Source organism: Allobosea sp. R86505 (genome assembly GCF_042466375.1).
In the GTDB taxonomy this organism is placed as follows: Bacteria; Pseudomonadota; Alphaproteobacteria; order Rhizobiales; family Beijerinckiaceae; genus Allobosea.
The window spans coordinates 1,105,576-1,126,726 of sequence record NZ_JAXHPY010000001.1; the positions used below are offsets into that span (position 1 = coordinate 1,105,576).

The 21,151-nt window shown below is 69.5% G+C and carries 24 protein-coding genes; 9 read left to right on the forward strand and 15 right to left on the reverse strand.

Annotation, left to right across the window (positions count from 1 at the left end; translation table 11 throughout):
• Positions 1-103: 103 nt before the first annotated feature.
• From SJY11_RS05355 to proB, 10 genes are all read right to left on the reverse strand, one after another.
• Complete coding sequence (locus tag SJY11_RS05355) at positions 104-859, reverse strand: transporter substrate-binding domain-containing protein (protein WP_376985422.1); 756 nt, start codon at positions 857-859, stop codon at positions 104-106.
• Positions 860-879: 20 nt separating this feature from the next.
• Positions 880-1,392: an RNA pyrophosphohydrolase gene (locus tag SJY11_RS05360; RefSeq protein ID WP_376985424.1), complete on the reverse strand. Its 513-nt coding sequence runs from the start codon at positions 1,390-1,392 to the stop codon at positions 880-882.
• On the reverse strand, positions 1,389-2,612 hold the full coding sequence (locus tag SJY11_RS05365) for a divergent polysaccharide deacetylase family protein (protein WP_376985426.1): 1,224 nt from the start codon (positions 2,610-2,612) through the stop codon (positions 1,389-1,391). Before SJY11_RS05365 ends, SJY11_RS05360 begins: the two co-directional genes overlap by 4 nt.
• Positions 2,613-2,731: 119 nt before the next feature.
• Complete coding sequence (locus tag SJY11_RS05370; RefSeq protein WP_376985429.1) at positions 2,732-4,060, reverse strand: S41 family peptidase; 1,329 nt, start codon at positions 4,058-4,060, stop codon at positions 2,732-2,734.
• Positions 4,060-5,382, reverse strand: coding sequence for a murein hydrolase activator EnvC family protein (locus SJY11_RS05375; RefSeq protein WP_376985431.1), 1,323 nt, complete (start codon positions 5,380-5,382; stop codon positions 4,060-4,062). The genes SJY11_RS05370 and SJY11_RS05375 overlap by 1 nt, the downstream gene beginning before the upstream one ends.
• A 44-nt stretch (positions 5,383-5,426) precedes the next feature.
• A complete protein-coding gene (rlmH, locus tag SJY11_RS05380) occupies positions 5,427-5,906 on the reverse strand; it encodes a 23S rRNA (pseudouridine(1915)-N(3))-methyltransferase RlmH (RefSeq protein ID WP_376985432.1) in 480 nt (159 codons plus the stop codon).
• 15 nt (positions 5,907-5,921) lie between these two features.
• The gene (gene rsfS, locus SJY11_RS05385; protein WP_376985434.1) at positions 5,922-6,362 is read right to left on the reverse strand and encodes a ribosome silencing factor; all 441 of its coding nucleotides are present in this window, start codon (positions 6,360-6,362) and stop codon (positions 5,922-5,924) included.
• 40 nt (positions 6,363-6,402) lie between these two features.
• Positions 6,403-7,008 (reverse strand): nicotinate-nucleotide adenylyltransferase, encoded by a 606-nt coding sequence (locus SJY11_RS05390; protein WP_376989257.1) that lies wholly within the window; start codon positions 7,006-7,008, stop codon positions 6,403-6,405.
• A gap of 35 nt (positions 7,009-7,043) precedes the next feature.
• Positions 7,044-8,285 (reverse strand): glutamate-5-semialdehyde dehydrogenase, encoded by a 1,242-nt coding sequence (locus tag SJY11_RS05395; RefSeq protein WP_376985436.1) that lies wholly within the window; start codon positions 8,283-8,285, stop codon positions 7,044-7,046.
• Positions 8,286-8,402: 117 nt separating this feature from the next.
• On the reverse strand, positions 8,403-9,527 hold the full coding sequence (gene proB / locus SJY11_RS05400) for a glutamate 5-kinase (protein WP_376985438.1): 1,125 nt from the start codon (positions 9,525-9,527) through the stop codon (positions 8,403-8,405).
• A 285-nt stretch (positions 9,528-9,812) separates the two neighbouring features.
• On the opposite strand from proB, the gene SJY11_RS05405 reads away from it, so the two are divergent.
• From SJY11_RS05405 to SJY11_RS05435, 7 genes are all read left to right on the forward strand, one after another.
• A complete protein-coding gene (locus tag SJY11_RS05405) occupies positions 9,813-10,022 on the forward strand; it encodes a cold-shock protein (RefSeq protein ID WP_069056707.1) in 210 nt (69 codons plus the stop codon).
• 151 nt (positions 10,023-10,173) lie between these two features.
• Complete coding sequence (gene rpsU, locus SJY11_RS05410) at positions 10,174-10,437, forward strand: 30S ribosomal protein S21 (protein WP_066723523.1); 264 nt, start codon at positions 10,174-10,176, stop codon at positions 10,435-10,437.
• 51 nt (positions 10,438-10,488) lie between these two features.
• Complete coding sequence (locus tag SJY11_RS05415; RefSeq protein ID WP_376985440.1) at positions 10,489-10,902, forward strand: DUF6481 family protein; 414 nt, start codon at positions 10,489-10,491, stop codon at positions 10,900-10,902.
• Positions 10,903-11,106: 204 nt separating this feature from the next.
• On the forward strand, positions 11,107-11,424 hold the full coding sequence (locus SJY11_RS05420; protein WP_326910574.1) for a hypothetical protein: 318 nt from the start codon (positions 11,107-11,109) through the stop codon (positions 11,422-11,424).
• Positions 11,425-11,709: 285 nt separating this feature from the next.
• Entirely contained in the window at positions 11,710-12,270 is a 561-nt protein-coding gene (locus SJY11_RS05425; RefSeq protein WP_326910576.1) for a sigma-70 family RNA polymerase sigma factor, read from the forward strand.
• A 99-nt stretch (positions 12,271-12,369) separates the two neighbouring features.
• Positions 12,370-13,047 (forward strand): anti-sigma factor family protein, encoded by a 678-nt coding sequence (locus SJY11_RS05430; RefSeq protein WP_376985443.1) that lies wholly within the window; start codon positions 12,370-12,372, stop codon positions 13,045-13,047.
• A 73-nt stretch (positions 13,048-13,120) separates the two neighbouring features.
• A complete protein-coding gene (locus SJY11_RS05435) occupies positions 13,121-14,569 on the forward strand; it encodes a S8 family serine peptidase (RefSeq protein WP_376985444.1) in 1,449 nt (482 codons plus the stop codon).
• On the opposite strand, the gene SJY11_RS05440 is transcribed toward SJY11_RS05435, so the two are convergent.
• The gene (locus tag SJY11_RS05440) at positions 14,558-15,019 is read right to left on the reverse strand and encodes a YybH family protein (protein ID WP_376985446.1); all 462 of its coding nucleotides are present in this window, start codon (positions 15,017-15,019) and stop codon (positions 14,558-14,560) included. The genes SJY11_RS05435 and SJY11_RS05440 overlap by 12 nt on opposite strands.
• A 122-nt stretch (positions 15,020-15,141) precedes the next feature.
• Here SJY11_RS05440 and SJY11_RS05445 point away from each other — a divergent pair, with 122 nt between their 5' ends.
• Together SJY11_RS05445 and SJY11_RS05450 are read left to right on the forward strand one after the other, a co-directional pair.
• The gene (locus SJY11_RS05445) at positions 15,142-16,296 is read left to right on the forward strand and encodes a glycosyltransferase family 4 protein (RefSeq protein WP_376985448.1); all 1,155 of its coding nucleotides are present in this window, start codon (positions 15,142-15,144) and stop codon (positions 16,294-16,296) included.
• Positions 16,293-16,949, forward strand: a complete 657-nt coding sequence (locus SJY11_RS05450; RefSeq protein WP_376985449.1) for a class I SAM-dependent methyltransferase — start codon at positions 16,293-16,295, stop codon at positions 16,947-16,949. The genes SJY11_RS05445 and SJY11_RS05450 overlap by 4 nt, the downstream gene beginning before the upstream one ends.
• A gap of 29 nt (positions 16,950-16,978) precedes the next feature.
• On the opposite strand, the gene SJY11_RS05455 is transcribed toward SJY11_RS05450, so the two are convergent.
• The 4 genes from SJY11_RS05455 to SJY11_RS05470 form a co-directional block, all read right to left on the reverse strand.
• Positions 16,979-18,493: a methyl-accepting chemotaxis protein gene (locus SJY11_RS05455; RefSeq protein ID WP_376985451.1), complete on the reverse strand. Its 1,515-nt coding sequence runs from the start codon at positions 18,491-18,493 to the stop codon at positions 16,979-16,981.
• Between the two features lie 154 nt (positions 18,494-18,647).
• Positions 18,648-19,277, reverse strand: coding sequence for an LbetaH domain-containing protein (locus tag SJY11_RS05460; RefSeq protein ID WP_376985452.1), 630 nt, complete (start codon positions 19,275-19,277; stop codon positions 18,648-18,650).
• A 37-nt stretch (positions 19,278-19,314) separates the two neighbouring features.
• Positions 19,315-20,013 (reverse strand): DUF1045 domain-containing protein, encoded by a 699-nt coding sequence (locus tag SJY11_RS05465; RefSeq protein WP_376985453.1) that lies wholly within the window; start codon positions 20,011-20,013, stop codon positions 19,315-19,317.
• A complete protein-coding gene (locus SJY11_RS05470; protein WP_376985455.1) occupies positions 20,010-21,149 on the reverse strand; it encodes an alpha-D-ribose 1-methylphosphonate 5-triphosphate diphosphatase in 1,140 nt (379 codons plus the stop codon). The genes SJY11_RS05465 and SJY11_RS05470 overlap by 4 nt, the downstream gene beginning before the upstream one ends.
• Positions 21,150-21,151 lie beyond the last annotated feature (2 nt).

A 21,151-nucleotide genomic window follows, 5' to 3' on the forward strand; every position in this document is an offset into this window, starting at 1 on the left:
GACGCCCGAGGCGTCGCCGCTCCGGCAACCCGCCAAGCTTCTACGGGTTCCGGCTGTTCGAAATTGGGCGCTGGCGCAAATGCCTGCAAGCCCCGCCGCTCCATCAGGCGACGCTCAGCCCGTTCACGCCATGGTGGCGGATGCGTTCGGCCACGAATCCCGAAGTCGCCGCCGCCGCCACAAAACGGCCGAGCCAGGCGACGGCCTCGTCCGTCAGGCCGTCAGCCCTGCGCGCAACGCCGATCGCCTGCTGCACGGCCACGAACCGCCCCTCGAGCAGGCGCGAACCCGGGAGCCGTTTCGCATCGTCGAGGAGGCGCATGCGCAGGCCGGCCAGCGCGTCGAGCCCGCGGTCACGGAAATCGGCGAAGGTCTCGTCCATGGTGGCGGTCCGGACGATCTCGGCCCGGCGGATGTTGCGGTCGAGCCAGAGGCCATAGGCGGTTCCGCCCGTCACGGCGATCCTCACCCCGGGGGCATCGACGGCGCCGATCCCGGTCAGGGGCGAGCCGGGGGGCACGAGATAGGTCGCCTCGATCTGCGCATAGGCGGGCGTGAAGGCGATGGTTTCGGCGCGCTGGGGTTCGGCGCCGATCAGGCCGATATCCCATTCGTCACGTCCGGCGGCGTCAGCCAGCAGGGCCGGCGAGGCGTAAGGTACGAGTTGCAGCGCCACCCCGAGGCATCCGGCGATGGCCGCCGCCATGTCGGGCGAGACGCCGACGGGGCCGCCGTCGGCCGAGCGGGCGGAGACGAGGAGGAAGTTGGAGAGGTTGATTCCCGCTCGCAGGACGCCGCCTGGAGCGAGCCGTTCGCGCAGGGCGGCAGAGACCGGCCCGGGATCACCTTCGAAGCTCATCATGCTCTCCGTCACGCCGTTCAGGCCGCGGCGAAGGGCGAAAACAGCGTCGCGACCTCGCGGTAGACCCCCTGCTTGAAGGGGATGATCAGCGTAGGGGTCCGTTCCAGCCGCTCCCAGCGCCAGGCGTCGAACTCGGCCTTGTGCCCGCCGGCCGGCGTTACGATGTCGATCTCGCTGTCGGGACCGGTCAGCCGGAAGGCGAACCATTTCTGCGCCTGGCCCCGCCAGCGGCCCTTCCAGGCCTGCTTGCCGATATCCACGGGCAGGTCATAGGCGAGCCAGCCGGGACTCTCCGCCAGCAGCGAGACGGAGGTGACGTTGGTTTCTTCCTGCAGTTCCCGGGTCGCGGCCTGCAGGGGCGTCTCGCCGGCATCGATGCCGCCCTGTGGCATCTGCCACTCATGGCCGGGGGCGACATGCTCGCGCTGGGATTTGTTGGCGCGACGCCCGATGAAGACCAGTCCTTGCGCATTGAAGAGCGCCAGCCCGACACAGGGGCGGTAGCCGTCGGGCGGCGGATCGCTGATCATCTGATGGATCCGGTGCTCTTCGGGCTGCGCAGCCCGCGGGCGGCGCTCATGGGGACCAGCATGAGGCCCTTGGCTTCGAGCGTCTGCGCCCAGCGTGCGATCCGCTCGATCGAGACGGGCAGGGCGCTGGCGCTGATCACCGCGACGCCCTGGTCTCGGGCCATGGCCTCGATCGCCGCCAGTTCCTTGTCGATGGCGTCCGGCCGCGCGACGGTATCGACGACGCGGTCGATCTTCATCGCCGGAATCTGGGCGCGTATGGCCGAGGAGGCGAGCAGGCTTCGCGCCGAGGAGCCATCATCGACGACCATCAGGCCGCGCCCGGCGAGCTCGCGCAGGATAGGCGAGAGGGCCGTCTCGTCGGAGGTCAGGCGGCCGCCGAGAAAATTGACGATGCCGACATAGCCGGTGAAGCGACCCAGCGCCCAATGCAGGCGCTCGAGATTGTCCGCTGATTTCGGCCCGGTCAGCAGCGTATGCGGGCCAGGGTCGCTGTCGGGATAGTCGAAGGGCTCCATCGGCAGCTGCAGGAAGACCTCGTGGCCCTCGCCGCGGGCGCGCTGCACGGTGCGCTCGAGTTCCGCGCCATAGGGCGCGAAGGCCAGCGAGACTGCACCCGGCAGCTTCGCGATGGCGTCGGCGGTCCCCGTCGGGCTGATGCCGAGGCCGCCGACGAGGATGGCGATGCGCCCGGCGACCTTGCCGGCGGGCGGTGGTCCAGGCGGACGGGCGTAGATCCGGGCTGGCGTCGCGCCATCCGGCCCGATCTTCGGCAGCAGGCCGTGGCGCGTGCGCTCGACCAACCGGCTGTCCGGCGCCGGCGCGAGTTTCACGGCGCCGGGGTTGTCGGGAATTGTGATCACGATGGCGCCGGGAACGTCGGAGCCCGGGCGCACCACGGTGACGCCCGCTTCGCTTTCGAGCTGCCGTGCGCTGGATTGCGGGCGTGCCGTCGTGGCGGGGTCGCTCTGGGCGGCGACGGGGACGCCGGCGGGCAGCGCCGAGGCCGGAGCAACCCGCTGCTCGATCTGCGCCGTCGCCATGGGTTCACCGCCGTCGGGATCGCGCCGGATCGCCACCACCAGAAGGATCGAAACCCAGACGAGGCCGACGAGCCCTGCACAGCCAAAGGCGATCCAGCGCCCCCAGGGCTTGCCCTTCGACGCGGTCAGGCCCTGGCCAAGCGGCTGGTTGAGCTCAGTGAGCGGCGTTCCGGCCAAACGAAGCCGTCCTCAAGCTTGCGACGGGGACCCGAATCAGTGGCCCGCAAGGCGTGAGTCTGCCAGATTTGGGTCCGTTCAGACAGCGCGCCGCGAAGCTCTCCGTGTCGCCCCTCGACTCAGTTGGGTTTGGTCGCCGGAGCCTGAGGCGCCGCGGCGTCCTTCTTGACGCCGCGGATCTGGTTCAGGGCGGCGGTCAACTGCGTATCCTTGGCCGGATCGCTGGGCACATAGGACGCCGAGCCGGACTGCTCGTCCTTGCCGTCGCCGGCCTTGAGGTGACCCTTCAGCGCGGCTTCGCCCTTGTTCTCGGCGATCTTGTCCTTGAGCTCCGGCGGAATGTCCTGCACCACCTCGATATCGGGCGTGATGCCCTTGGCCTGGATCGAGTTGCCCGAAGGGGTGTAGTAGCGGGCGGTGGTCAGGCGCAGGCCGCCATTGCCGGCCAGCGGGATCACGGTCTGGACCGAGCCCTTGCCGAAGGAGCGCGTGCCCATGACGGTGGCGCGCTTGTGGTCCTGCAGCGCGCCGGCGACGATTTCGGCCGCCGAGGCCGAGGAACCGTTGATCAGCACGACGACCGGCTTGCCCTTGGTGAGATCACCCGCCTTGGCGTTGAAGACCTGCGTTTCCTCGGCGTTGCGGCCGCGGGTCGAGACGATCTTGCCGCGATCGAGGAACGCATCGGAGACGAGCACCGACTGGTTGAGGCGGCCGCCGCGATTGTTGCGGAGATCGATGACATAGCCCTTGATCTTGTCGGCGCCGATGTCGGCATTGACCTTCTCGATCGCCTTGCGCAGGCCTTCATAGGTCTGTTCGCTGAAGGTGCCGATGCGAATATAACCGACATCGCCCTCGACGCGTTCCTCGACAGCCGGGACCACGATGGTCGTGCGCGTCAGGGTGAATTCGAGCGGCTCGGGCTTGCCGGGGCGATCGACCTTGAGCTTGACCTGGGTGTTGATGATGCCACGCATCTTCTCCACCGCCTGCGTCAGGGAGAGGCCTTTGACCTCCTGCCCGTCGATCTGGCTGATGATGTCGTTGGACAGGATGCCGGCCTTGAAGGCGGGCGTGTCGCGGATCGGCTTGGCGACCTTGAGGACGCCGTCCTCCATCGTCACCTCGATGCCGAGCCCGCCGAACTGCCCGCGCATATCGGTGTCCATGTCGCGGAACGACTTGGCGTCGAGATAGGAGGAGTGCGGATCGAGCGAGGAGACCATGCCGTTGATGGCCGCCTCGATCAGCTTCTGCTCGTCGGGCTTCTCGACATAGTCGGTGCGGATCTTCTCGAAGATGTCACCGAAGAGGTTCAGGCTGCGGTAGACCTCGGCCGAGGCCGCGACCGCGCTGGTGGAGGTCAGCAGACGCGTCTGCGTGACCATGCCGGTCAGCCCCGCCCCGAGCACGGCTCCGGCGAAAACGAGAGAAACCTTGCGCATCATCCGCGAACCTTTTCGCCAAGCGGTTTCGTCCACCACGGCGCCGGATCGACCGACACGCCGTCTTTCCTGAACTCGATATACAGAACCGGCTGTCCGGCTCCCGAACCCACGATCGTCGCGGCAGCTTCCGATGTTTCGCCCATCACCGCAACCGGCTCCCCCGCGAGGACGAACTGGTTCAGCGCCACATCGATCCGCTGCATCCCGGCGAGCAACAGATAGTACCCCCCGCCGGCGTTCAGGATCAAGAGTTGCCCGAAAGAGCGGAAGGGACCCGCGTAGACCACCCAAGCGTCCGAAGGCGCCGAAACTAGGGCGCCGGGTCGGGTTTCCAGCGAAATACCGCGTGTCGTGCCGCCGGCACCGTCCGCATCGCCAAATCCACGCAATTGTGATCCCACGACCGGAAGCGGCAGCAGGCCGCGCGCTTCGGAAAAGGCGATCTTGGGGCTGAGGCGGGCGGGATCCCGGAAGGCCAGCGCCGCCATGCGCTGACGCTGCTCGCGGGTTTCGGCCTCCAGCGCCTGGCGCGCGGCCTCGGCCGCCCGGTTGGCGACGGAGATCTCCTTCTCCATGCGCTCGACGAAGTCACGCAGGCTGCGGGCCTTGGCGGCGAGTTCGCCGTCCTGCCCCCGCTGCACCTCGGCGTCGCGCGTCGCGCTGGCCTCGCGCATGCGCCTGGCCTCGACCAGGGAAGCGAGGCGCTGGCGCTCGGCGGCGAGCTGCTCGAGTTCCCCGGAGATGGCCTTGCGCTCCCTCGCGATGCCTTCCCGCAGGCGGACGAGTTCGGCGAGATCGGTGCCGAGAACCTCGATCTCCTGGCGCAGATCGGGCACGACGGCGCCGAGCAGCATGGAGGCGCGCACCGCCTCGAGGATATCCTCCGGTCGCACCAGCACGGCGGGCGGCGGACGCCGCCCGATCCGCTGCAGCGCGGCCAGCACCTCGGAGATGAGGCCGCGCCGCCCTTCCAGCGAGCGGCGGATGGCGGCTTCGCTGGATTGCGACAGCGACAGCCGCTGTTCGATCACACTGACGCGCTGCTCGGCCGCCTGGGCGCGGGCGGTGGTGTCGAGCAAGGCCTTGTTGAGGGCGGCGCGGTCGGCCCGGATGCCGGCGATCTCCGCCTCCAGCCGGGCCCGTGCCTCGGCATTGCCGGCGAGCCGCTCCTCGATCGTCTTGAGTTCGGCCTCCCGCGCCTGCTTCTCGACGAGCTTCTGCATCGCCTCGCGCGCCAGGACGTCCGGGTCCTGCGGCTGGGCGTTGGTCGGGGCGGGCCCCCAGGCGAGCACCAGCGCCAGCAGCAGCGATCGCCACATCGGCCGGATGCCGGCTGGTCTGCGAATCAGGGGCCGGGCGGCGCTCATGCGCGATGATAGGGGTGGCCGGCCAGGATCGTCATCGTCCGATAGAGCTGTTCGAGGACGAGGACGCGGACCAGCTGGTGCGGGATCGTCAGGGCGCCGAAGGCGAGCGTCAGCCCGGCAGCCCCGCGCAACTCTCCCGCCAGCCCGTCCGCCCCGCCGATGACGAGGGTGACGGCGGCGGTTCCGGCGTCGCGGGCCGCGCCGATGCGTGCAGCGAAGGCGTCACTGCCGAGGCTGCCGCCGCGCTCGTCCAGCGCGATGACGAGGCCGGGAGACAGCTTCGTCGTGATCGCGGCTGCCTCTTCGCGCTTGCGCTCCTCGGCCCTGCGGCCGCGGCTCTCGGCGATTTCGATGATGTCCGGCCCGGTCAGCCCGAGGCTGCGCCCCAGGGTCGCGGCGCGCTCGCGATAGCGCTCGCAAAGTTCCCGTTCGGGCCCGTCCTTGAGACGGCCGACGGTGATGACGGCGAGGCGCATCGGCCGTGCCGCTCGTCAGCTGACGAGGCGCTCGTTGGGCCGGTCGGCGCCCCACATCTTCTCGAGATTGTAGAACTGGCGGACCTCGGGGCGGAAGACATGGACGATGATGTCGCCGGTGTCGATCAGCACCCAGTCGCAGGCGGGCATGCCCTCGACCTTCGGCGCCGGCAGGCCGGAGCCCTTGAGCGCCTCGACCAGCGCATCGGCGATGGAGGCGACATGACGGTTCACGCGGCCGGTCGCGATGATCATCGCATCGGCCAGCGAGGTCTTGCCGACGAGGTCGATGACGGTGACGTCTTCGGCCTTCATGTCCTCGAGAACATGCATTGCAAGGGCGATGCTGTCGGCGGAGGGGTTCTCCGGCACAGCGGCCTGGGGAAGCGGCTTAGGCTCGGCTTCGCCACGGGTTGAACGGGTCAGATCCGTATCCTCACGGGTTCGGGCGCTCATGGCGCGATGGCAGGCAAAATACGCCCTGTCGGCCAAAAATTCAATCGCGTTCGGCCTGCTGGCGCAGCATCGTCGACGAAAGTTCGGAGCGGCGGCCATGCAGGAAGACCCAGGCGGGCGGCTTCGTCAGGGCGAGCGCGGCTCCCTGGCTCTCCGAAATCCGCCAGCGCGACAGCCAGTTGGCAGCCGGGGAGGCGACCGCGCTGTGGGTCGATCCGGGGCGGTCGATCACGGCCATCGGCATCATCCGGGCGATGGTGCGCCACTCGTTCCAGCGGTGGAAGCTGGCGAGATTGTCGGAGCCCATGATCCAGACGAAGTTCACGCCGGGGCAGCGGCGCTTCAAAGCGCGCAGCGTATCGGCGGTGTAGCGGGTACGCAGCATCGCCTCGATGCCGGTGACGTGGATCTTGGAATGGTCGGCGAGCTTGCGGCCGAAGCGGATGCGCTGCGCCAGCGAGGGCAGGCCGGCGTTGTCCTTCAGCGGGTTGCCCGGCGTCACCAGCCACCAGATCCGGTCGAGCTGGAGCCGGCGCAAGGCGGTCAGGCTCGCCATGCGGTGCCCGTCATGGGCCGGGTTGAAGGTGCCGCCGAACAGGCCGATGCGCAGGCCGGGCGCATGCGGCGGCAGGCGCAGATGTTCCATCGTCTCGTGGGGGCGCGTCGCCGCGGAATCTGTGGTCACGGGCGGATCTGGCCGTTGCCGTGGACGCGGTATTTGAAGGAGCAGAGCTGCTCGACTCCGACCGGGCCGCGGGCGTGCATGCGGCCGGTGGCGATGCCGATTTCCGCGCCGAAGCCAAATTCCCCGCCATCGGCGAACTGCGTCGAGGCGTTGTGCAGCACGATGGCCGAGTCGATCTCGGCGAGGAAGCGGCCGGCGGCGGCCGCGTCGGCGGTGACGATGGCGTCGGTGTGGTGCGAGCCATAGCGCTCGACATGGGCGATGGCTTCGTCGAGCCCGGCCACGACCTTCACAGCGATGATGCGGTCGAGATATTCGGTCGCCCAGTCCGCCTCGCTCGCCGCCTCGGCCCGGGCCACCGCCGCCTGGGTGGGGGCATCGCCGCGCACCGCACAGCCGGCCTCGATCAGCGCCGTCACCAGCGGCTCCAGATGCGTCGCCGCGCAGGCCTCGTCGACCAGCAGCGTCTCGGCGGCGCCGCAGACGCCGGTGCGCCGGAGCTTGGCGTTGAGCACGATCTCGCGTGCCATGGCGAGGTCGGCGGCGGCATGGACATAGACATGGCAGTTGCCGTCGAGATGGGCGAAGACGGGAACGCGCGCATCGCTCTGGACGCGGGCCACCAGGCTCTTGCCGCCGCGCGGCACGACGACGTCGACGCAACCGTCGAGGCCCTTGAGGATCTCGCCGACCGCGTCGCGGTCGCGCGTCGGCACGAGTTGGATCGCATCGCCGGGGAGCCCGGCCGCCTCGAGGCCGTCGCGCAGCGCGGCCGCGATCTCGGTTGCGGTTCGGAAGCTGTCCGAGCCCGCGCGCAGGATCGCGGCATTGCCGCTCTTCAGGCAGAGCGCGCCGGCATCGGCCGTGACGTTGGGGCGGCTTTCGAAGATCACGGCGATGACGCCGAGCGGCGTCGCGACGCGCTCGAAGCGCAGGCCGTTGGGCTGCGTCCAGGTCGCGAGGACACGACCGAGCGGATCGGGCAGAGCGGCGACACTCGCGACGGCCTCGGCCACCGCGGACAGGCGGCCGGGGTCGAGCAGCAGGCGGTCGATGAAGGCCGGGGTCTGGCCGGCGGCCCTGGCCTCGGCGAGGTCGAGCGCGTTGGCGGCGAGAATCGGCGACTGACGGGCCCGCAGCGCCGCCGCCATGGCGAGCAGCGCGTCGTTGCGCTGCGAAGTGGGGGCGAGCGCGACCGCCCGCGCTGCGGCGCGGGCGCGCCGTCCGAGCGCGCTCATGAGAGCGGCCAGATCCGGCACCCGTCCGTCATCGCCTGCCGATCCCTCGCTCGAGACCACGCGGAGCGCCGCTTCGCTCGTCATTTCCACCCTGCCAGACGCCATCTTTCCGCAACCTTAGACCACACCGAGCGCCATGTCGTCCCGGTGGATCATCTCGGCCCGTCCCGGATAGCCCAGGATGGCCCCGATGTCGCGCGAGGCCTTGCCGAGGACGAGCGCCGCTTCGCCGGCATCATAGGCCACGAGGCCGCGCCCGAGCAGGCGGCCATCGGGATCGCGGATCAGCACGGCGTCGCCGCGGGCGAAGTCGCCTTCGATCCGGCTCACGCCGACCGGCAAAAGGCTCGCGCCACCGGCCAGAGCGCGCGCCGCGCCGGCATCGACATGCAATGTGCCGCGGGGCTCGAGCGAGCCGGCGATCCAGGTCTTGCGCGCCGTGGCGGGGGTCGAGGCGGTCAGGAACCAGGTGCAGCGCGCCCCGGCGGCAATGGCGGCGAGCGGGTTCTTCGCCCGCCCGTCGGCGATGAGCATATGTGTTCCGCCGCTGGCGGCGATCTTGCCGGCCTCGATCTTCGTGCGCATGCCGCCGCGCGAGAATTCGGAGGCGGCGCCTCCCGCCATCGCATCGATCGCCGGGGTGATGCGCTCGACCAGCGGGATGTGACGCGCCGCCGGGTCCCGTGCGGGCGGGGCGGTGTAGAGACCGTCGATGTCGGAGAACAGCACGAGCAGATCGGCGCCCGCCATGGTGGCGACGCGGGCGGCGAGGCGGTCATTGTCGCCATAGCGGATCTCGGTGGTGGCGACCGTGTCGTTCTCGTTGATCACAGGCACGGCGCGCAGGTTGAGCAGGCGGCCGAGGGTGGCCCGGGCGTTGAGGTAGCGCCGGCGCTCCTCGGTATCGGCCAGGGTGAGCAGGATCTGGCCGGCCGTGAGGCCATGGTGGCCCAGCGCCTCCGCCCAGGTGCGGGCGAGCGCGATCTGGCCGACGGCCGCCGCGGCCTGGCTCTCCTCGAGGCGCAGCGGCCCGGAGGGCAAAGCGAGCACGGTGCGGCCCAGCGCGATCGCGCCGGAGGAGACGACGAGCACGTCCGCGCCGCGCTGGTGCAGATCGGCGAGATCCTCCGCCAGCGCGGCCAGCCAGGCCTGGCGCAGGCGGCCGCGGTCGCGGTCGACGAGCAGGCTCGAGCCGACCTTCACCACGATGCGGCGAAACTGATGGAGCGACGGCGTCTGCACGGACAGGAAACCCGCGGGGTTGGCGATTGCGCTGCCTGCCTCTTGGCGAAAAGCGCGTCATTGTAAAGCGCGTGGCCCGGAGGGCAGGGGCGTCGCCTGCGCATTCGCGCGGCAGTTGCATTGACATTGCCCGTTCAAGCGCCCATATGGGGCCTGTCGATATTTAGGCCGAACGACTTGGCCCCGCGCATTTCATGCGCACGCTGACGACCTTCCCGCTAAAACTTCGAAAACGGCGCGAGAAATCCGTCTCGCGTCACAAATCATACCGTGAAAGGGTTCGTCATGAGCGCCGGTACAGTCAAGTGGTTCAATTCGACCAAGGGTTTCGGTTTCATCCAGCCGGATGACGGCGGGCAGGACGTGTTCGTCCACATCAGTGCCGTCGAGCGCGCTGGCATGCGTGATCTCCAGGAAGGTCAGAAGATCTCCTACGAGCTCACCCAGGACAAGCGTTCGGGCAAGATGTCGGCGGACCAGCTCCGCGCCGAGTGAGACGATCGCCGCAGCGGCCGGCCAGGACAGCAGGAGGGCGACCACGGATGTACTGGCGCCCCCGTTTCCCAGCCTGAGCCGCAGCGGCGTGACGAAGGGTCGGTCCTTGTGCCCGGCCCTTTTTTCCATTCTCGAACCGCAGGAGTGACAGATGCAGGTTCTCGTTCGCGACAACAATGTCGATCAGGCCCTTCGGGTCCTGAAGAAGAAGATGCAGCGCGAAGGTGTTTTTCGCGAGATGAAGCGCCGTTCGGCTTATGAGAAGCCGTCCGAAAAGCGCGTCCGCGAGAAGGCCGATGCGATCCGGCGCGCCCGCAAGGTCGCCCGCAAGCAGATGCAGCGCGAAGGTCTGATCGCCGCGCCGAAGCCCAAGCCGCGCCCGGTGCGCGCTGGAAGCGCACCCGCGCCGCGCTGATTTCGATACCATTCGGGCGCATTTTGGATTAATGCGCCCTCGCGGGCCGGAATGCGCCCGTCACAACCCGAGAGAAGGCCAGCCTTGAAGAACCCGAACGACCGCAGCTTCACTGATCGTCAGGCCAATTCCGCGGCCGCCAAGAAAGCGCTCCTGGAGCGTTTCAAGGCTAGGCCGGGTCCGGATGACCCGATCATGCAGCAGCGACGCGCGGAACGCGAAGCCGTCGCTGCAGCCCGAGCCGAGCGTGAGGCCGAGAAGGCCGCCGCCCGCGCCGAGCAGGAGCGCCTCGCCGAGATCGAGCGTCTGCGACTGGAAGAGGAAGAGCGTATCGCCGAGATCGCCCGCGAGGCCGCCCGCAAGGCGGAGCAGGCGAAGCGCGACGCGGAGCGCCCCCGCAAGGTGCTGCTCGAGGCCGTGCAATACGCGCAGATGCGCGCCGCCGGCAAGGGCGGTCGCCGCTGACGACCCCTGCACCGGGCGTCGCCCGGTGATGCTGAAGGGTCTCTCGCGGCCGTGTCGCGGCTGAAGGCTCCGCAGTCCAGGTCCTGCGGGATCCCCGAGTGGATTCCGCGACCATGACATGCCGCCCAAAGGGGGCGGGTCGCTCCGCGCCGTCCGGCCGGATCGTGAACCCGCTTTTCGCCGCCGATACGGGAGTGAGCCGCCATGGCGACGCGAGGCCTTTCATCCGACGAGATCAAGCTTCGCGCGCAGCGTGCCTTCGAAAAGGCCGACGCCCGCAAGCAGGAGGCCTCACGCGCCATGGAGGCCGAACAGGTCGAGCGCGAGGCGGTGCTGCAGAAGACGGTCCGGCTGAGGGCGCTGCGCCTCGCCAAGGAGGCCGCCGATGCCGAGACGGCGGCCATCGTCGCCGCCGAGCAGGCGCGAATCAAGACCGAGGCAGCCGATGCCAAGGCCGCCGCCAAGGCCCTGAAGGTCGCCGAGACCGCCAAGCGCGCCACCAAGAGCCGCGCCAAGGCCTGACGACCGGCTTCGGCACCCAGCGCAGCGGCCTTCACGGGGCCGTGAGCGACTTGGCCTCTCCGACGTCGCGTCGCCGTTTCCGGAACAGCCCGTCACGGCGTGCATCGCCACAGCCCATCCCGCAGCCAGCCTGGGAGGAGCCTCGCGATTCGGGCTTCCAGTTGACCCGCGCCCTCATTACCGTATGAAAAATTGTCGCAGGCAGATTTTTCTCGCCGCCGATTGAACCCTCTCCACGCTCGCTGCGACCAACCCTCGCGAGCCGGATGTCAGGCCTCGAGGTCAATGCATACGGAATCCGACGAAGACCTCGTCAAGCGGATCGCCGGTGGCGACCGGCTCGCGATGAAGGTGCTGTTCTCGCGGCACCAGACACGGGTTTATCGTTTCGCCCAGCGCCTGCTGCGCGACGAGACGATGGCGGAGGATGTGACCGGTGACGTCTTCATGGACCTCTGGCGTCAGGCGGACCGGTTCGAGGGTCGTTCCTCGGTCACGACCTGGCTGCTCACCATTGCCCGCAACAAAGCCTACTCGGCCCTGCGCAAGCGTCGCGATGCCGGGCTGGACGACGATTTCGCCGCCAGCATCGAGGACGAGTCCGACGATCCCGAGGTCGTGGTCCAGAAGCAGGACAAGAGCCTCGCGATCCGCGCCTGCCTCGCCAAGCTGTCCCGCGACCATGCCGAAGTCATCGACCTCGTCTATTACCACGAGAGCTCGGTCGAGGAGGTCGCGAGGATCGTCGGCATCCCCGAGAACACGGTCAAGACACGCCTTTTCCACGCCCGCAAGAAGCTGGGCGAACTGCTCAAGGCCGCTGGCGTCGATCGCGGCTGGCCCTGAGACGAGGCTGCTGAGGCGGCCTCCGCGGACCGAATTGCCGATGCCTTCCACCCTTCATCCGCTCCGGCTGCGTCCCTCGAGCGATCCTGGAGTCCAGTCATGACCGACGCCATCGCGACCGATCCGAAGCGCGCCGAACTCGAGCTGCTGCTGCCGTTCTACGCCAATGGCCGGATCTCGGCGGCCGACAAGGCGCGGGTCGATGCGGCCCTGGCCACGGACCCCGAACTGGCGCTGCGGCTCGACATCGTCCGCGACGACATGGCCGAGACGACGCTGCTGAACGAGAGCCTCGGTGCTCCCTCGCCGCGCGTCCTCGACCGTCTCATGGCGGGGGCGGAAGCCGAGCCGCGCCGGCAGGGTCTGCTCGCCACCGCCAAGGGCGGGTTCATAACCTGGCTCGGCCAGGTCATGGCGGCCCAGCCGCCGCGCCGGCTGGCCTATGCGGGCGCCGCGGCCTGTGCGCTGATCGCGCTGCAGGGCATCGCGCTGACGGGAATTCTGCTGCGCGAGGAAACCGGTTTCGAGACCGCCTCCACGCCGCCGCAGTCCTCGGAGCGCTATGTGCTGCTGAGCTTCTCGGCCGATGCGCGCGCCGGGGACATCGCGTCCTTCTTCAAGCGCTACGAGGCCTCGGTCGTGGATGGGCCGCGCGCCAATGGCTATTTCAAGGTGCGTGTCGGCGACGCCTCGCTGACGCAGGCCCAGGTCGATGCCATCGCCACCCGGATGAAGGCCGAGGCGGCGATCGTGCGCTTCGTCGCGCCGGCGCCCTGAGGCGACGGCGGTGACGCGCGGGCCCGCTTCTGATATGCCGTCGCTGCCTCGCAGCGCATCGGGAGAGCGCATCATGACGTCGGCCCGTTTCCTGCTGATCCGCGCCGTCTCGGCCCTTCGGCTGGCCGCAGGTGGCGGACTGGTCCTGATGCTCGCCCTGGCCGCGGGGCCGGCCGGCGCGCAGCAGCCCGCGCCGACCCCGCCCGCAGGCGGCGCGGCCAGCCCGCCCACGCGGGCGATCACGGTGCCGCCCCCGGCCTGGCGGGTGCCGAACATCTTCGGTGGGCAGGCGCCCTCGCGCACCGTCGTGCCGGCGGCGGACGAAACCCGCTTCGTGCCGGGCGAGATCCTGTTCGAGCTCGCGCCCAATGTTCAGGCGGAGACGGTGCTGCGCCGCTACGGCGCCACGCTGATCACCAGCCGGCGTGTCGAGCTCGCCGGCACGACGATCATCCGCGCGCGCCTCGCCGAGGGGCGTGACCTGCGGGCCGTGCTGACGCAGATGGCGAGCGACAACGCCATCGCCGGCGCGCAGCCGAACTTCACCTTCGAGCTGCAGCAGGACCTGGCCCAGCCCGTCAGCACGACGGCCTCGGGCGGGCGCTCCGACATCCCGACTTTGCGCCTGTCGGACCCCGGCGCCGTCCGGCCGACGCCCGCGCCACGCCGCGAACTGCCGCCACAATATGTCGTCGACAAGCTCCGGCTCGGGGAGGTTCACAAGCTCACCCGCGGTGCGACGATCCGGGTCGCCGTCATCGATTCGGGCGTCGATGTCGGCCATCCCGAGCTGCGCGGCGGCGTCGCCGGGCTGTTCGACGCGCTGGGCGAGGATTATCTGCCGCATGCCCATGGTACGGCCATGGCGGCGGCGATCGTGGCGCAGGGGCAGTTGCAGGGCGTCGCGCCCGGCGCGCGGCTGCTGGTCGGCCGGGCCTTTTCGGGCCGTGCCGGCTCCGGCTCCGCCAATGGCACGAGCCTGCAGATCATGTCCGCGATCGAATGGGCCGTGAACCAGGGCGCGCGCGTGATCAATCTCAGCTTCGCCGGCCCGGAAGACCGTCTCCTCACGCGTGGCCTCGCCGGGGTTGCGGCGAAGGGCGTGGTCGCGGTCGCCGCGGCGGGCAATGCCGGTCCCGGCGCGGCGCCGCTCTATCCCGGTGCCGATCCCAATGTCATCGCGGTCACGGCCACCGATGCCGAGGACCGGGTCTTCCGTCTGGCCAATCGCGGCGCCTATATCGCCGTGGCGGCGCCGGGCGTGGACGTGATCGCGGCGGAGCCGAACGGGCGCTATGCCTTCTCGTCGGGAACCTCGATCGCGGCCGCGCATGTCTCGGGCCTCGTCGCGCTGATGCTGGAGAAGCGGCCGGACCTCGACCCCGCGGGGGTCCGTCGCCTGTTGACGGAGAGCGCGGTCGATCTCGGCACGAAGGGGCGCGATCCCGTCTATGGCGCCGGTCGCGTCGATGCGGCGGCGGCGCTGTCGCGCGTGGCGCCGCTCACCGCCTCACGCCCCTGAGATCGCCGCGAGGCGCGGTGCCGGCTCGTATTGCTGTTCCAGCCGGTTGGCATGGCGATGGAGCAGGCGCCAGCCGCCCTCCTCGAAGCGGAAGACATGGGTCACCCGGTTGGTCCAGCGCGTCGGCGCCTCCATCCCGGGCAGCAGCACCTCGAAGACCTCGATGTCGGTGACGAGTGCGAGCTCCGTTCCCACCACGGTGGTGACGTTCTCATGGCTGACCGTGCCGCCGCGGAATTGCTCGGCCGCCCAGTCCCAGCGCCGCGAGATCGCCTCCCAGCCCCTCTCATAGCCGCCCCAGCCATACATGCTGGTGGCGTCGTCGGCATGGGAGTAAAGCGCCTTGATCGGCCCGACATCGCCGTTGGCGACATGGCTCAGGGCCGATCGCAGGCCGGCCAGTGCGGCGGGGAAGGCTTTCGCAGCCGGTGTTTGCAAGCTCTCGTCCATCGTCGTCTCCCGTGGCAGCGTAGCCTAGCATGGCCGCGGGCTCCCGGTTCAAGCGCCGGGACCGCGGTTGGGATGCAAGGCAGCGCTTGACCTTCGCCTCTGCATCGGACTGATGTCCGGCCATGGCCCGACCCAGACTTCTCTTCGTCGCGACCGAAGACTGGTTCTTCGCGTCGCATTTCCTGCCGATGGCGCGGGCGGCGCGCGAAATGGAGTTCGACGTCGCCGTGATTGCGCGCGAGCGCAACCATCGACGCGTCATCGAGGCGGCGGGCGTCCGGCTCATCGCGCTGGAGGCGGAACGCCGCAGCCTCGATCCGCGGGCACTGTATCGCCAGGTCAAGGCGCTGCGGGCGCTGATCGAGCGAGAGAGGCCCGACATCCTGCATTGCATCGCCTTGAAGCCGATCGCGCTCGCCGGCCTCGCCGGTCGCCTGGCTGGGGTGCAGCGGCGGGTCTATGCGTTGACGGGGCTCGGCTTCCTCGGGGCCAGCGAGGGGCTGGCTGCGGCCGCGGCGCGGATGGCCGCCATCGCCTGGCTGCGCGGCGCCATCGACGGACCGCAGGTGCGCTTCCTGTTCGAGAATCCCGACGATCCCGTCACGCTGGGGCTCGATCCCGCGGACGCGGCCAAGGTCGCAATCGTCGGCGGGGCCGGGGTCGATCCGCTGATCCTGATGCCGGAACCGATGCCGCCGGCGCCGCCGCTCAAAGTCGCGCTGGTGGCGCGGCTGCTCTGGTCGAAGGGGGTCGATCTCGCGGTCGAGGCGATCAGGCTGGCGCGGGCACAGGGCGCGAGGGTGGAGTTGACGCTGCACGGTGCGCCCGACCCCTCGAACCCCAAGGCCATTCCCGAGGAGACGCTGACGCAATGGGCGGCGCGGCCCGGGATCGACTGGGCTGGCCCGACCCGGGACATCGAGGGCGTCTGGCGGCGGCACCATCTCTGCATCCTGCCGTCGCGCGGCGGCGAAGGGCTGCCGCGCACGATCCTCGAGGCGGCGGCCTGCGGCAGGCCGATCCTGACCACCGACGTCCCCGGCTGCCGCAGCTTCGTGCGCGACGGGCTGGACGGAATGGTGGTGCCCGCCAACGACGCCGCGGCCCTGGCGCAGGCGCTGATCGCCTTCTCGCGTGCGCCGGCGCTGGCCGAGCGCATGGGGGCGAGCGCGCGAGCCCGGCTGATCGACGGACACACCGAGCGCGACGTCATGAACGCCGTCAAGGCGCTGTATCGCAACCTGCTCGCCCGTCCGACGACGGACATCGCCGCGTGAGCGTGCCGGCGCTCGACCGGCGCGGCTTCATCCTCCAGCACACCCGTCTGTTGCCCGTGCCGCATGCGCCCGAGCTCGCGCTCCATGTCGCCGACGAGGCGACCGCACTCTGGCAGAAGACGGAGGACGAACTCGCGACGATCGGGCTGCCGCCGCCGTTCTGGGCTTTCGCCTGGGCCGGGGGCCAGGCGCTCGCGCGCCATCTGCTGGACGACCCCGAGATCGTGCGCAAGCGGCGGGTGCTCGACTTCGCCAGCGGCTCGGGGCTGGTGGGCATTGCGGCCGCCCGCTGCGGGGCGGCGAGCGTAGAGGCCTGCGACATCGACGCTTTCGCGGCGGAGGCGATCGCGCTCAATGCGGCGGCGAATGGCGTCAGTGTTACCGTCCGCCTCGAGGATCTGGTGGGCTGCGACGAGGGCTGGGACGTCGTCTGCGCCGGCGACGTCTGCTACGAGCGGGCGATGGCCGAGAGCGTCGTCGCCTGGCTGGCACGGCTATCGGCGCGCGGAGCGGTGGTCCTGATCGGCGATCCCGGCCGCAGCTATCTGCCGAAGGACCGGCTTCAGCCGCTGGCGAGTTACGCCGTGCCGGTGTCGCGCTCGCTCGAGGATGCCGACATCAAGCACTCCACCGTCTGGCGCTTGAAGGGATAGGCCGGCGCCGAGGCGCCGGCCGCTGATGCTCAGGCGGCCCGGCGGCGCGGCTGGTGGAGCGCCACGGCCTGGCCGTCCTGCGAGGTCCGGAAGCTTGCAATCAGTCGGTTGAGCTGTTCGATCTGGTCGAGAAGCGTCTTCGACGAGGCGGCGCTCTGCTCGGCGAGCGCCGCGTTCTGCTGGGTGATCTCGTCCATGTGGCTGACCGTCTGGCTCATCTCCTCGATGCCGTTGGCCTGCTCGCCCGAAGCGCTGGCGATCTCCTGCACCGTAGAGGAGACCGCGGCGGCGGCCTCGACGATCTGCTCCAGCGTGCCACCGGCGAGACGGACGAGCTTGACGCCCTCCGTCACCTCGGCGTCCGAGGAGGCGATCAGGCCGGTAATGTCCTTGGCGGCGTCGGATGAGCGCTGGGCCAGCGCGCGGACCTCGGCGGCGACGACGGCGAAACCGCGTCCGGCATCGCCAGCGCGGGCGGCCTCGACCGCGGCGTTGAGGGCCAGCAGGTTGGTCTGGAAGGCGATGCCGTCGATGACGCTGGTGATCTCGGAGATCTTCTTCGATGCATCCTCGATGCGCGACATCGCATCGGTGGCGTTCTTGACGATGTCGCCACCGGTGCGGGCGATCTTGGTGGCGTCGTCGGCGAGCGCGACGGAGCGCTTGGAGGCTTGCGAGGAGGTCTTCACCGAGGCGGCGAGTTCCTCGGTCGTGGCCGCGCTTTCCTCGAGCGCCGAGGCCTGCTGCTCGGTCCGCATCGACAGGTCGGACGCGCCGGAGTTGATCTCCTGCGAGGAGGCGGCGATGGCGGCGGAGTTCGTCTTGATGGTGCCCATCACCTGCTCGAGCCGTGCGACGGCCTCGTTGAAATTGTCGCGGATGGCTCCGTATTCCTCGGGGATGTCCTGGCCCATGCGGAAGGTGAGATCGCCATTGGCCAGCGCGGCCATGGCCGCGCTGACGGAGGCGACAGCCTTTTCGCGTTCGGCCGCCAGGGAGCGTTCGACGACCTTGGCCTGTTCCTCGAGCTTGAGGCGGCCGGCTTCGGACGCCTCGAGATAGACGGAGATGGCGTAGTCCATGTCGAGCAGGGCCGCCTTGACGAGGGCGCTGATTTCAGCGGCCCGCTCGGTGGCGCCGGCGGCCTTGCCGCCAAAGCGGGTTTTCGGCCAGCGCGCCATCAGGACGTCTGTGATGATCCTCTCGAGGATCAGCGCGTAGCCGCCGATGTACCAGCGCGGCTCCAGCCCGATCCGGGCGTGAATCTCGCCGACCTTGGTGACGGCGGCGACATAGTTCTGGTCGAACTCGCCCTTGGCGATCCGGTCCCAGTGCGAGGTCTGGCGCTGCTGGGCGCCGTCGATCTGCTTCTCGCTCGAGAAGAAACGCTGGGTCTCCGGATCGCTGCGCAGCTGCTTGTAGAAGGTGTCCAAGGCGCCCGGCAGGGCCGCGACGATGTCGTCATGCATCCCCTTGATCTGCTCGCGGGCGCGGCCGTCGAGCTGCATGAAGGAAAGGCGGCTGGCGAGGTGATCCGACGACATGGAGAGCTCCTGTGACCCGCGGCACCCTGTGCCGGTACTCCATGATATGGAACGCCTCCTTAGTTAACGAAGGATCAAAGCTACAGCCTCTTTCTGTAGAAGCCTCACGGAAGAGTTGCATTTCTCTACGTCATTCGTCTAAGGGATGGGCAGATCAGGCGTTCGTGGCCTCGTAGCGCTCAAGGAACGCCTCGACGGACAGGGCGCGGAAATCGGCAAGTGCCTCACGCAGGCGCAGATGATCCCAATCCCACCAGCCGAGCGCCATCAGCCGCTCTGACGTTGCCTCGGGGAAGCGCCGGCGGATCGGCCGGGCCGGGTTGCCGGCGACGATGGAGTAGGGCGCGACGTCCTTGGTGACGATCGCGCCGCCGGCCACGACCGCGCCCGTGCCAATGCTGCGACCGGGCAGGATGATGGCGCCATGGCCGATCCAGACATCGTGGCCGATGGTCACCGGCGTCGAGCGGCGCCAGTCGAAGAAGGCGGCGTCATCCTCAGCATCGTCGAAATAGGCGCTGGCGCGATAGGTGAAATGCGACTGGCTGGCGCGCTGCATCGGGTGGTTGCCGGGGTTGATCCGCGTCATCGCCGCGATCGAGCAGAACTTGCCGATGGTCGTGTAGATGATGTTGGAATCGTTCACGACATAGGAGTAGTCGCCCATCGTCGACTCGATGAACGAGGTCCGCGCCCCGATCTCGGTATAGCGCCCCAGCGTCGCCTCTCGGACGACCGCCGTCTCATGGATCACCGGTTCGAGCCCGAGCTTCTTGGCGGCCATGGGGTTCTCCGTCCTGTGGGAATCGCCGGCTCGGTCGTCAGCGGCCGAGCGGAAATGTGTCGATGATGCGGAAGTGGCCGGCCCGGTCGTCCTGCCCGAACAAAGCGAGGTGGTCGATGGCGACCGGCCCGGCGGGGACGGCGCGCGCATGGGCCTCAGCCAGGGCCGCCGCGACGGCGGGCCCCTCGTCCGGCGGAAGCGCCCCGGTCAGCGTCATGTGGAAGCGGAAGGCATCGCCGACATAAGGGTAGCCGTAGGCGTCGAGATGGGCGCGCTCGGTCGGTGTCAGCGGGCTGGCGAGGCGCCGCTCCCGATCGGCCTGTCCCAGTGGCGCGCGAAACGGCTCGAAGGACTGGACGATGTCGAAGGCCAGCGCCTGCAGCGCCGGGCTCGGCTCGCTCGGCGTCAGCGCAACGAAGCGGCCGAGCGAGGCGACCCTGAGCCCCGCGAGAGGCACGGCTGCGCGGCCGATCGCGATCTGCCTGGTAAAGGCCCGCAATTCACCCTCGCTGCGGCCGTTGGCCAGCTCGAAAGGCGCCTTCAGCGTCGCGTGGAAGCCATAACGGCGCGGCTCGGCGGTGCGCTGCGGCCAACTTGGCGCGTCGCAGCCGGGCGGAACGGCGAAGGCGATCTCCTCGCCGGTGAAGGCGTCATAGCCCAGCGTCGCGCAGCCGAAGCGCCAGAGCGCGCTGTCGACGGCGGGCGCGTAATAGAGGGCGTAGCGCGGGCCGCTCAAAATGCGCGCTCGCCCTTCGACCAGACGGCCGCGATCACGGGCGTCGGTCCCAACGCCCTGAAGCGAACGAGATCGGCCCGCAGCCCGGTCTTGAGATGGCCGCGATCCTTCAGGCCGAGGATGTCGGCGACCTTCCAGGTCACCATGCCCATGGCATCGGGCAGGCCGAGTCCATGGTCGTCATGCAGCTTGAGCACGGCCTGGAGGAGGCTGGCGGGCACATAGTCGGAGGAGAGCCCGTCCAGCAGTCCTTTCTCCGCCAGTTCGGAGACGGACACGCCGCCGGAATGGGAGCCGCCGCGCACGACGTTCGGCGCGCCGGCGATCGTCGCGAGCCCGCGCTGCTTGGCGGCGGAGGCGGCCTCGACCGTGGTCGGGAATTCCGAGATCACCGCGCCGGAGGCCAGGCCTTCCTCGACATGCGCGACGGTGGTGTCGTCATGGGTCGCGATCGGGATGCCGCGGGCGCTGAACAGCGCGACCACCGCCTGCCAGTTGCGGCCGACATTGGCCGCGCCCTCCTGCTGGCGGGTGGCGACGTCCTCCTCGAACTCGGCTTCGCTCTTGCCGTTGCCGATGGCATAGGTCCGCAGGTGCTCGATGTTGCGCCACTGGCGCTGGCCCGGGGTGTGGTCCATCAGCGAGACGAGCTGCACGAGCGCATCGTCCTGATAGGGCTCGATGTCCCTGAGCAGGTCGGGGCTCGTCAGCTCGCAGCGCATGTGGATGCGGTGGTCGATGCGGAAGACGCCTTCCGCCTGGCCCTGGGCGAGCGAGGTCATCACATCGGCGAAAATGTCCTTGCGGTAATCCTTGGCGGAGAAGGGCGTGCCGGCGCAGATCGCGTCATAGACCGTGGTGACGCCGGCGGCCGCCATCTGCGCGTCATGGACCAGCGCTGCGGCGAGCCCGTTCGGCCAGAAGACCTTGGGCCGCGGCATGAAGTGCTTTTCCATGTTGTCGGTGTGCATCTCGACGAGGCCGGGCGCGACATAGTCGCCGCCCGCGTCGACGGCGCCGGGCAGTGAGGAGAGCCCCTGGTCGACGGCCGTGATGACGCCGTTCTCGAAGGCGATCGTGCCCGTGACGATCTCGTCCTCGAGGATCAGGCGGGCATTGGTCAGAACGGTCTGCATCT

What these genes read in the sequence shown, in the direction of transcription:
- SJY11_RS05355 (WP_376985422.1), bottom strand. Translation starts at nt 859, where the DNA reads ATGAGCTTCGAAGGTGATCCCGGGCCGGTCTCTGCCGCCCTGCGCGAA.
- SJY11_RS05360 (WP_376985424.1), bottom strand. Translation starts at nt 1,392, where the DNA reads ATGATCAGCGATCCGCCGCCCGACGGCTACCGCCCCTGTGTCGGGCTG.
- SJY11_RS05370 (WP_376985429.1), bottom strand. Translation starts at nt 4,060, where the DNA reads ATGCGCAAGGTTTCTCTCGTTTTCGCCGGAGCCGTGCTCGGGGCGGGG.
- SJY11_RS05375 (WP_376985431.1), bottom strand. Translation starts at nt 5,382, where the DNA reads ATGTGGCGATCGCTGCTGCTGGCGCTGGTGCTCGCCTGGGGGCCCGCC.
- rlmH (WP_376985432.1), bottom strand. Translation starts at nt 5,906, where the DNA reads ATGCGCCTCGCCGTCATCACCGTCGGCCGTCTCAAGGACGGGCCCGAA.
- rsfS (WP_376985434.1), bottom strand. Translation starts at nt 6,362, where the DNA reads ATGAGCGCCCGAACCCGTGAGGATACGGATCTGACCCGTTCAACCCGT.
- SJY11_RS05390 (WP_376989257.1), bottom strand. Translation starts at nt 7,008, where the DNA reads ATGGAACATCTGCGCCTGCCGCCGCATGCGCCCGGCCTGCGCATCGGC.
- SJY11_RS05395 (WP_376985436.1), bottom strand. Translation starts at nt 8,285, where the DNA reads ATGAGCGCGCTCGGACGGCGCGCCCGCGCCGCAGCGCGGGCGGTCGCG.
- SJY11_RS05405 (WP_069056707.1), top strand. Translation starts at nt 9,813, where the DNA reads ATGAGCGCCGGTACAGTCAAGTGGTTCAATTCGACCAAGGGTTTCGGT.
- rpsU (WP_066723523.1), top strand. Translation starts at nt 10,174, where the DNA reads ATGCAGGTTCTCGTTCGCGACAACAATGTCGATCAGGCCCTTCGGGTC.
- SJY11_RS05415 (WP_376985440.1), top strand. Translation starts at nt 10,489, where the DNA reads ATGCGCCCGTCACAACCCGAGAGAAGGCCAGCCTTGAAGAACCCGAAC.
- SJY11_RS05420 (WP_326910574.1), top strand. Translation starts at nt 11,107, where the DNA reads ATGGCGACGCGAGGCCTTTCATCCGACGAGATCAAGCTTCGCGCGCAG.
- SJY11_RS05425 (WP_326910576.1), top strand. Translation starts at nt 11,710, where the DNA reads ATGCATACGGAATCCGACGAAGACCTCGTCAAGCGGATCGCCGGTGGC.
- SJY11_RS05430 (WP_376985443.1), top strand. Translation starts at nt 12,370, where the DNA reads ATGACCGACGCCATCGCGACCGATCCGAAGCGCGCCGAACTCGAGCTG.
- SJY11_RS05435 (WP_376985444.1), top strand. Translation starts at nt 13,121, where the DNA reads ATGACGTCGGCCCGTTTCCTGCTGATCCGCGCCGTCTCGGCCCTTCGG.
- SJY11_RS05440 (WP_376985446.1), bottom strand. Translation starts at nt 15,019, where the DNA reads ATGGACGAGAGCTTGCAAACACCGGCTGCGAAAGCCTTCCCCGCCGCA.
- SJY11_RS05445 (WP_376985448.1), top strand. Translation starts at nt 15,142, where the DNA reads ATGGCCCGACCCAGACTTCTCTTCGTCGCGACCGAAGACTGGTTCTTC.
- SJY11_RS05455 (WP_376985451.1), bottom strand. Translation starts at nt 18,493, where the DNA reads ATGTCGTCGGATCACCTCGCCAGCCGCCTTTCCTTCATGCAGCTCGAC.
- SJY11_RS05460 (WP_376985452.1), bottom strand. Translation starts at nt 19,277, where the DNA reads ATGGCCGCCAAGAAGCTCGGGCTCGAACCGGTGATCCATGAGACGGCG.
- SJY11_RS05470 (WP_376985455.1), bottom strand. Translation starts at nt 21,149, where the DNA reads ATGCAGACCGTTCTGACCAATGCCCGCCTGATCCTCGAGGACGAGATC.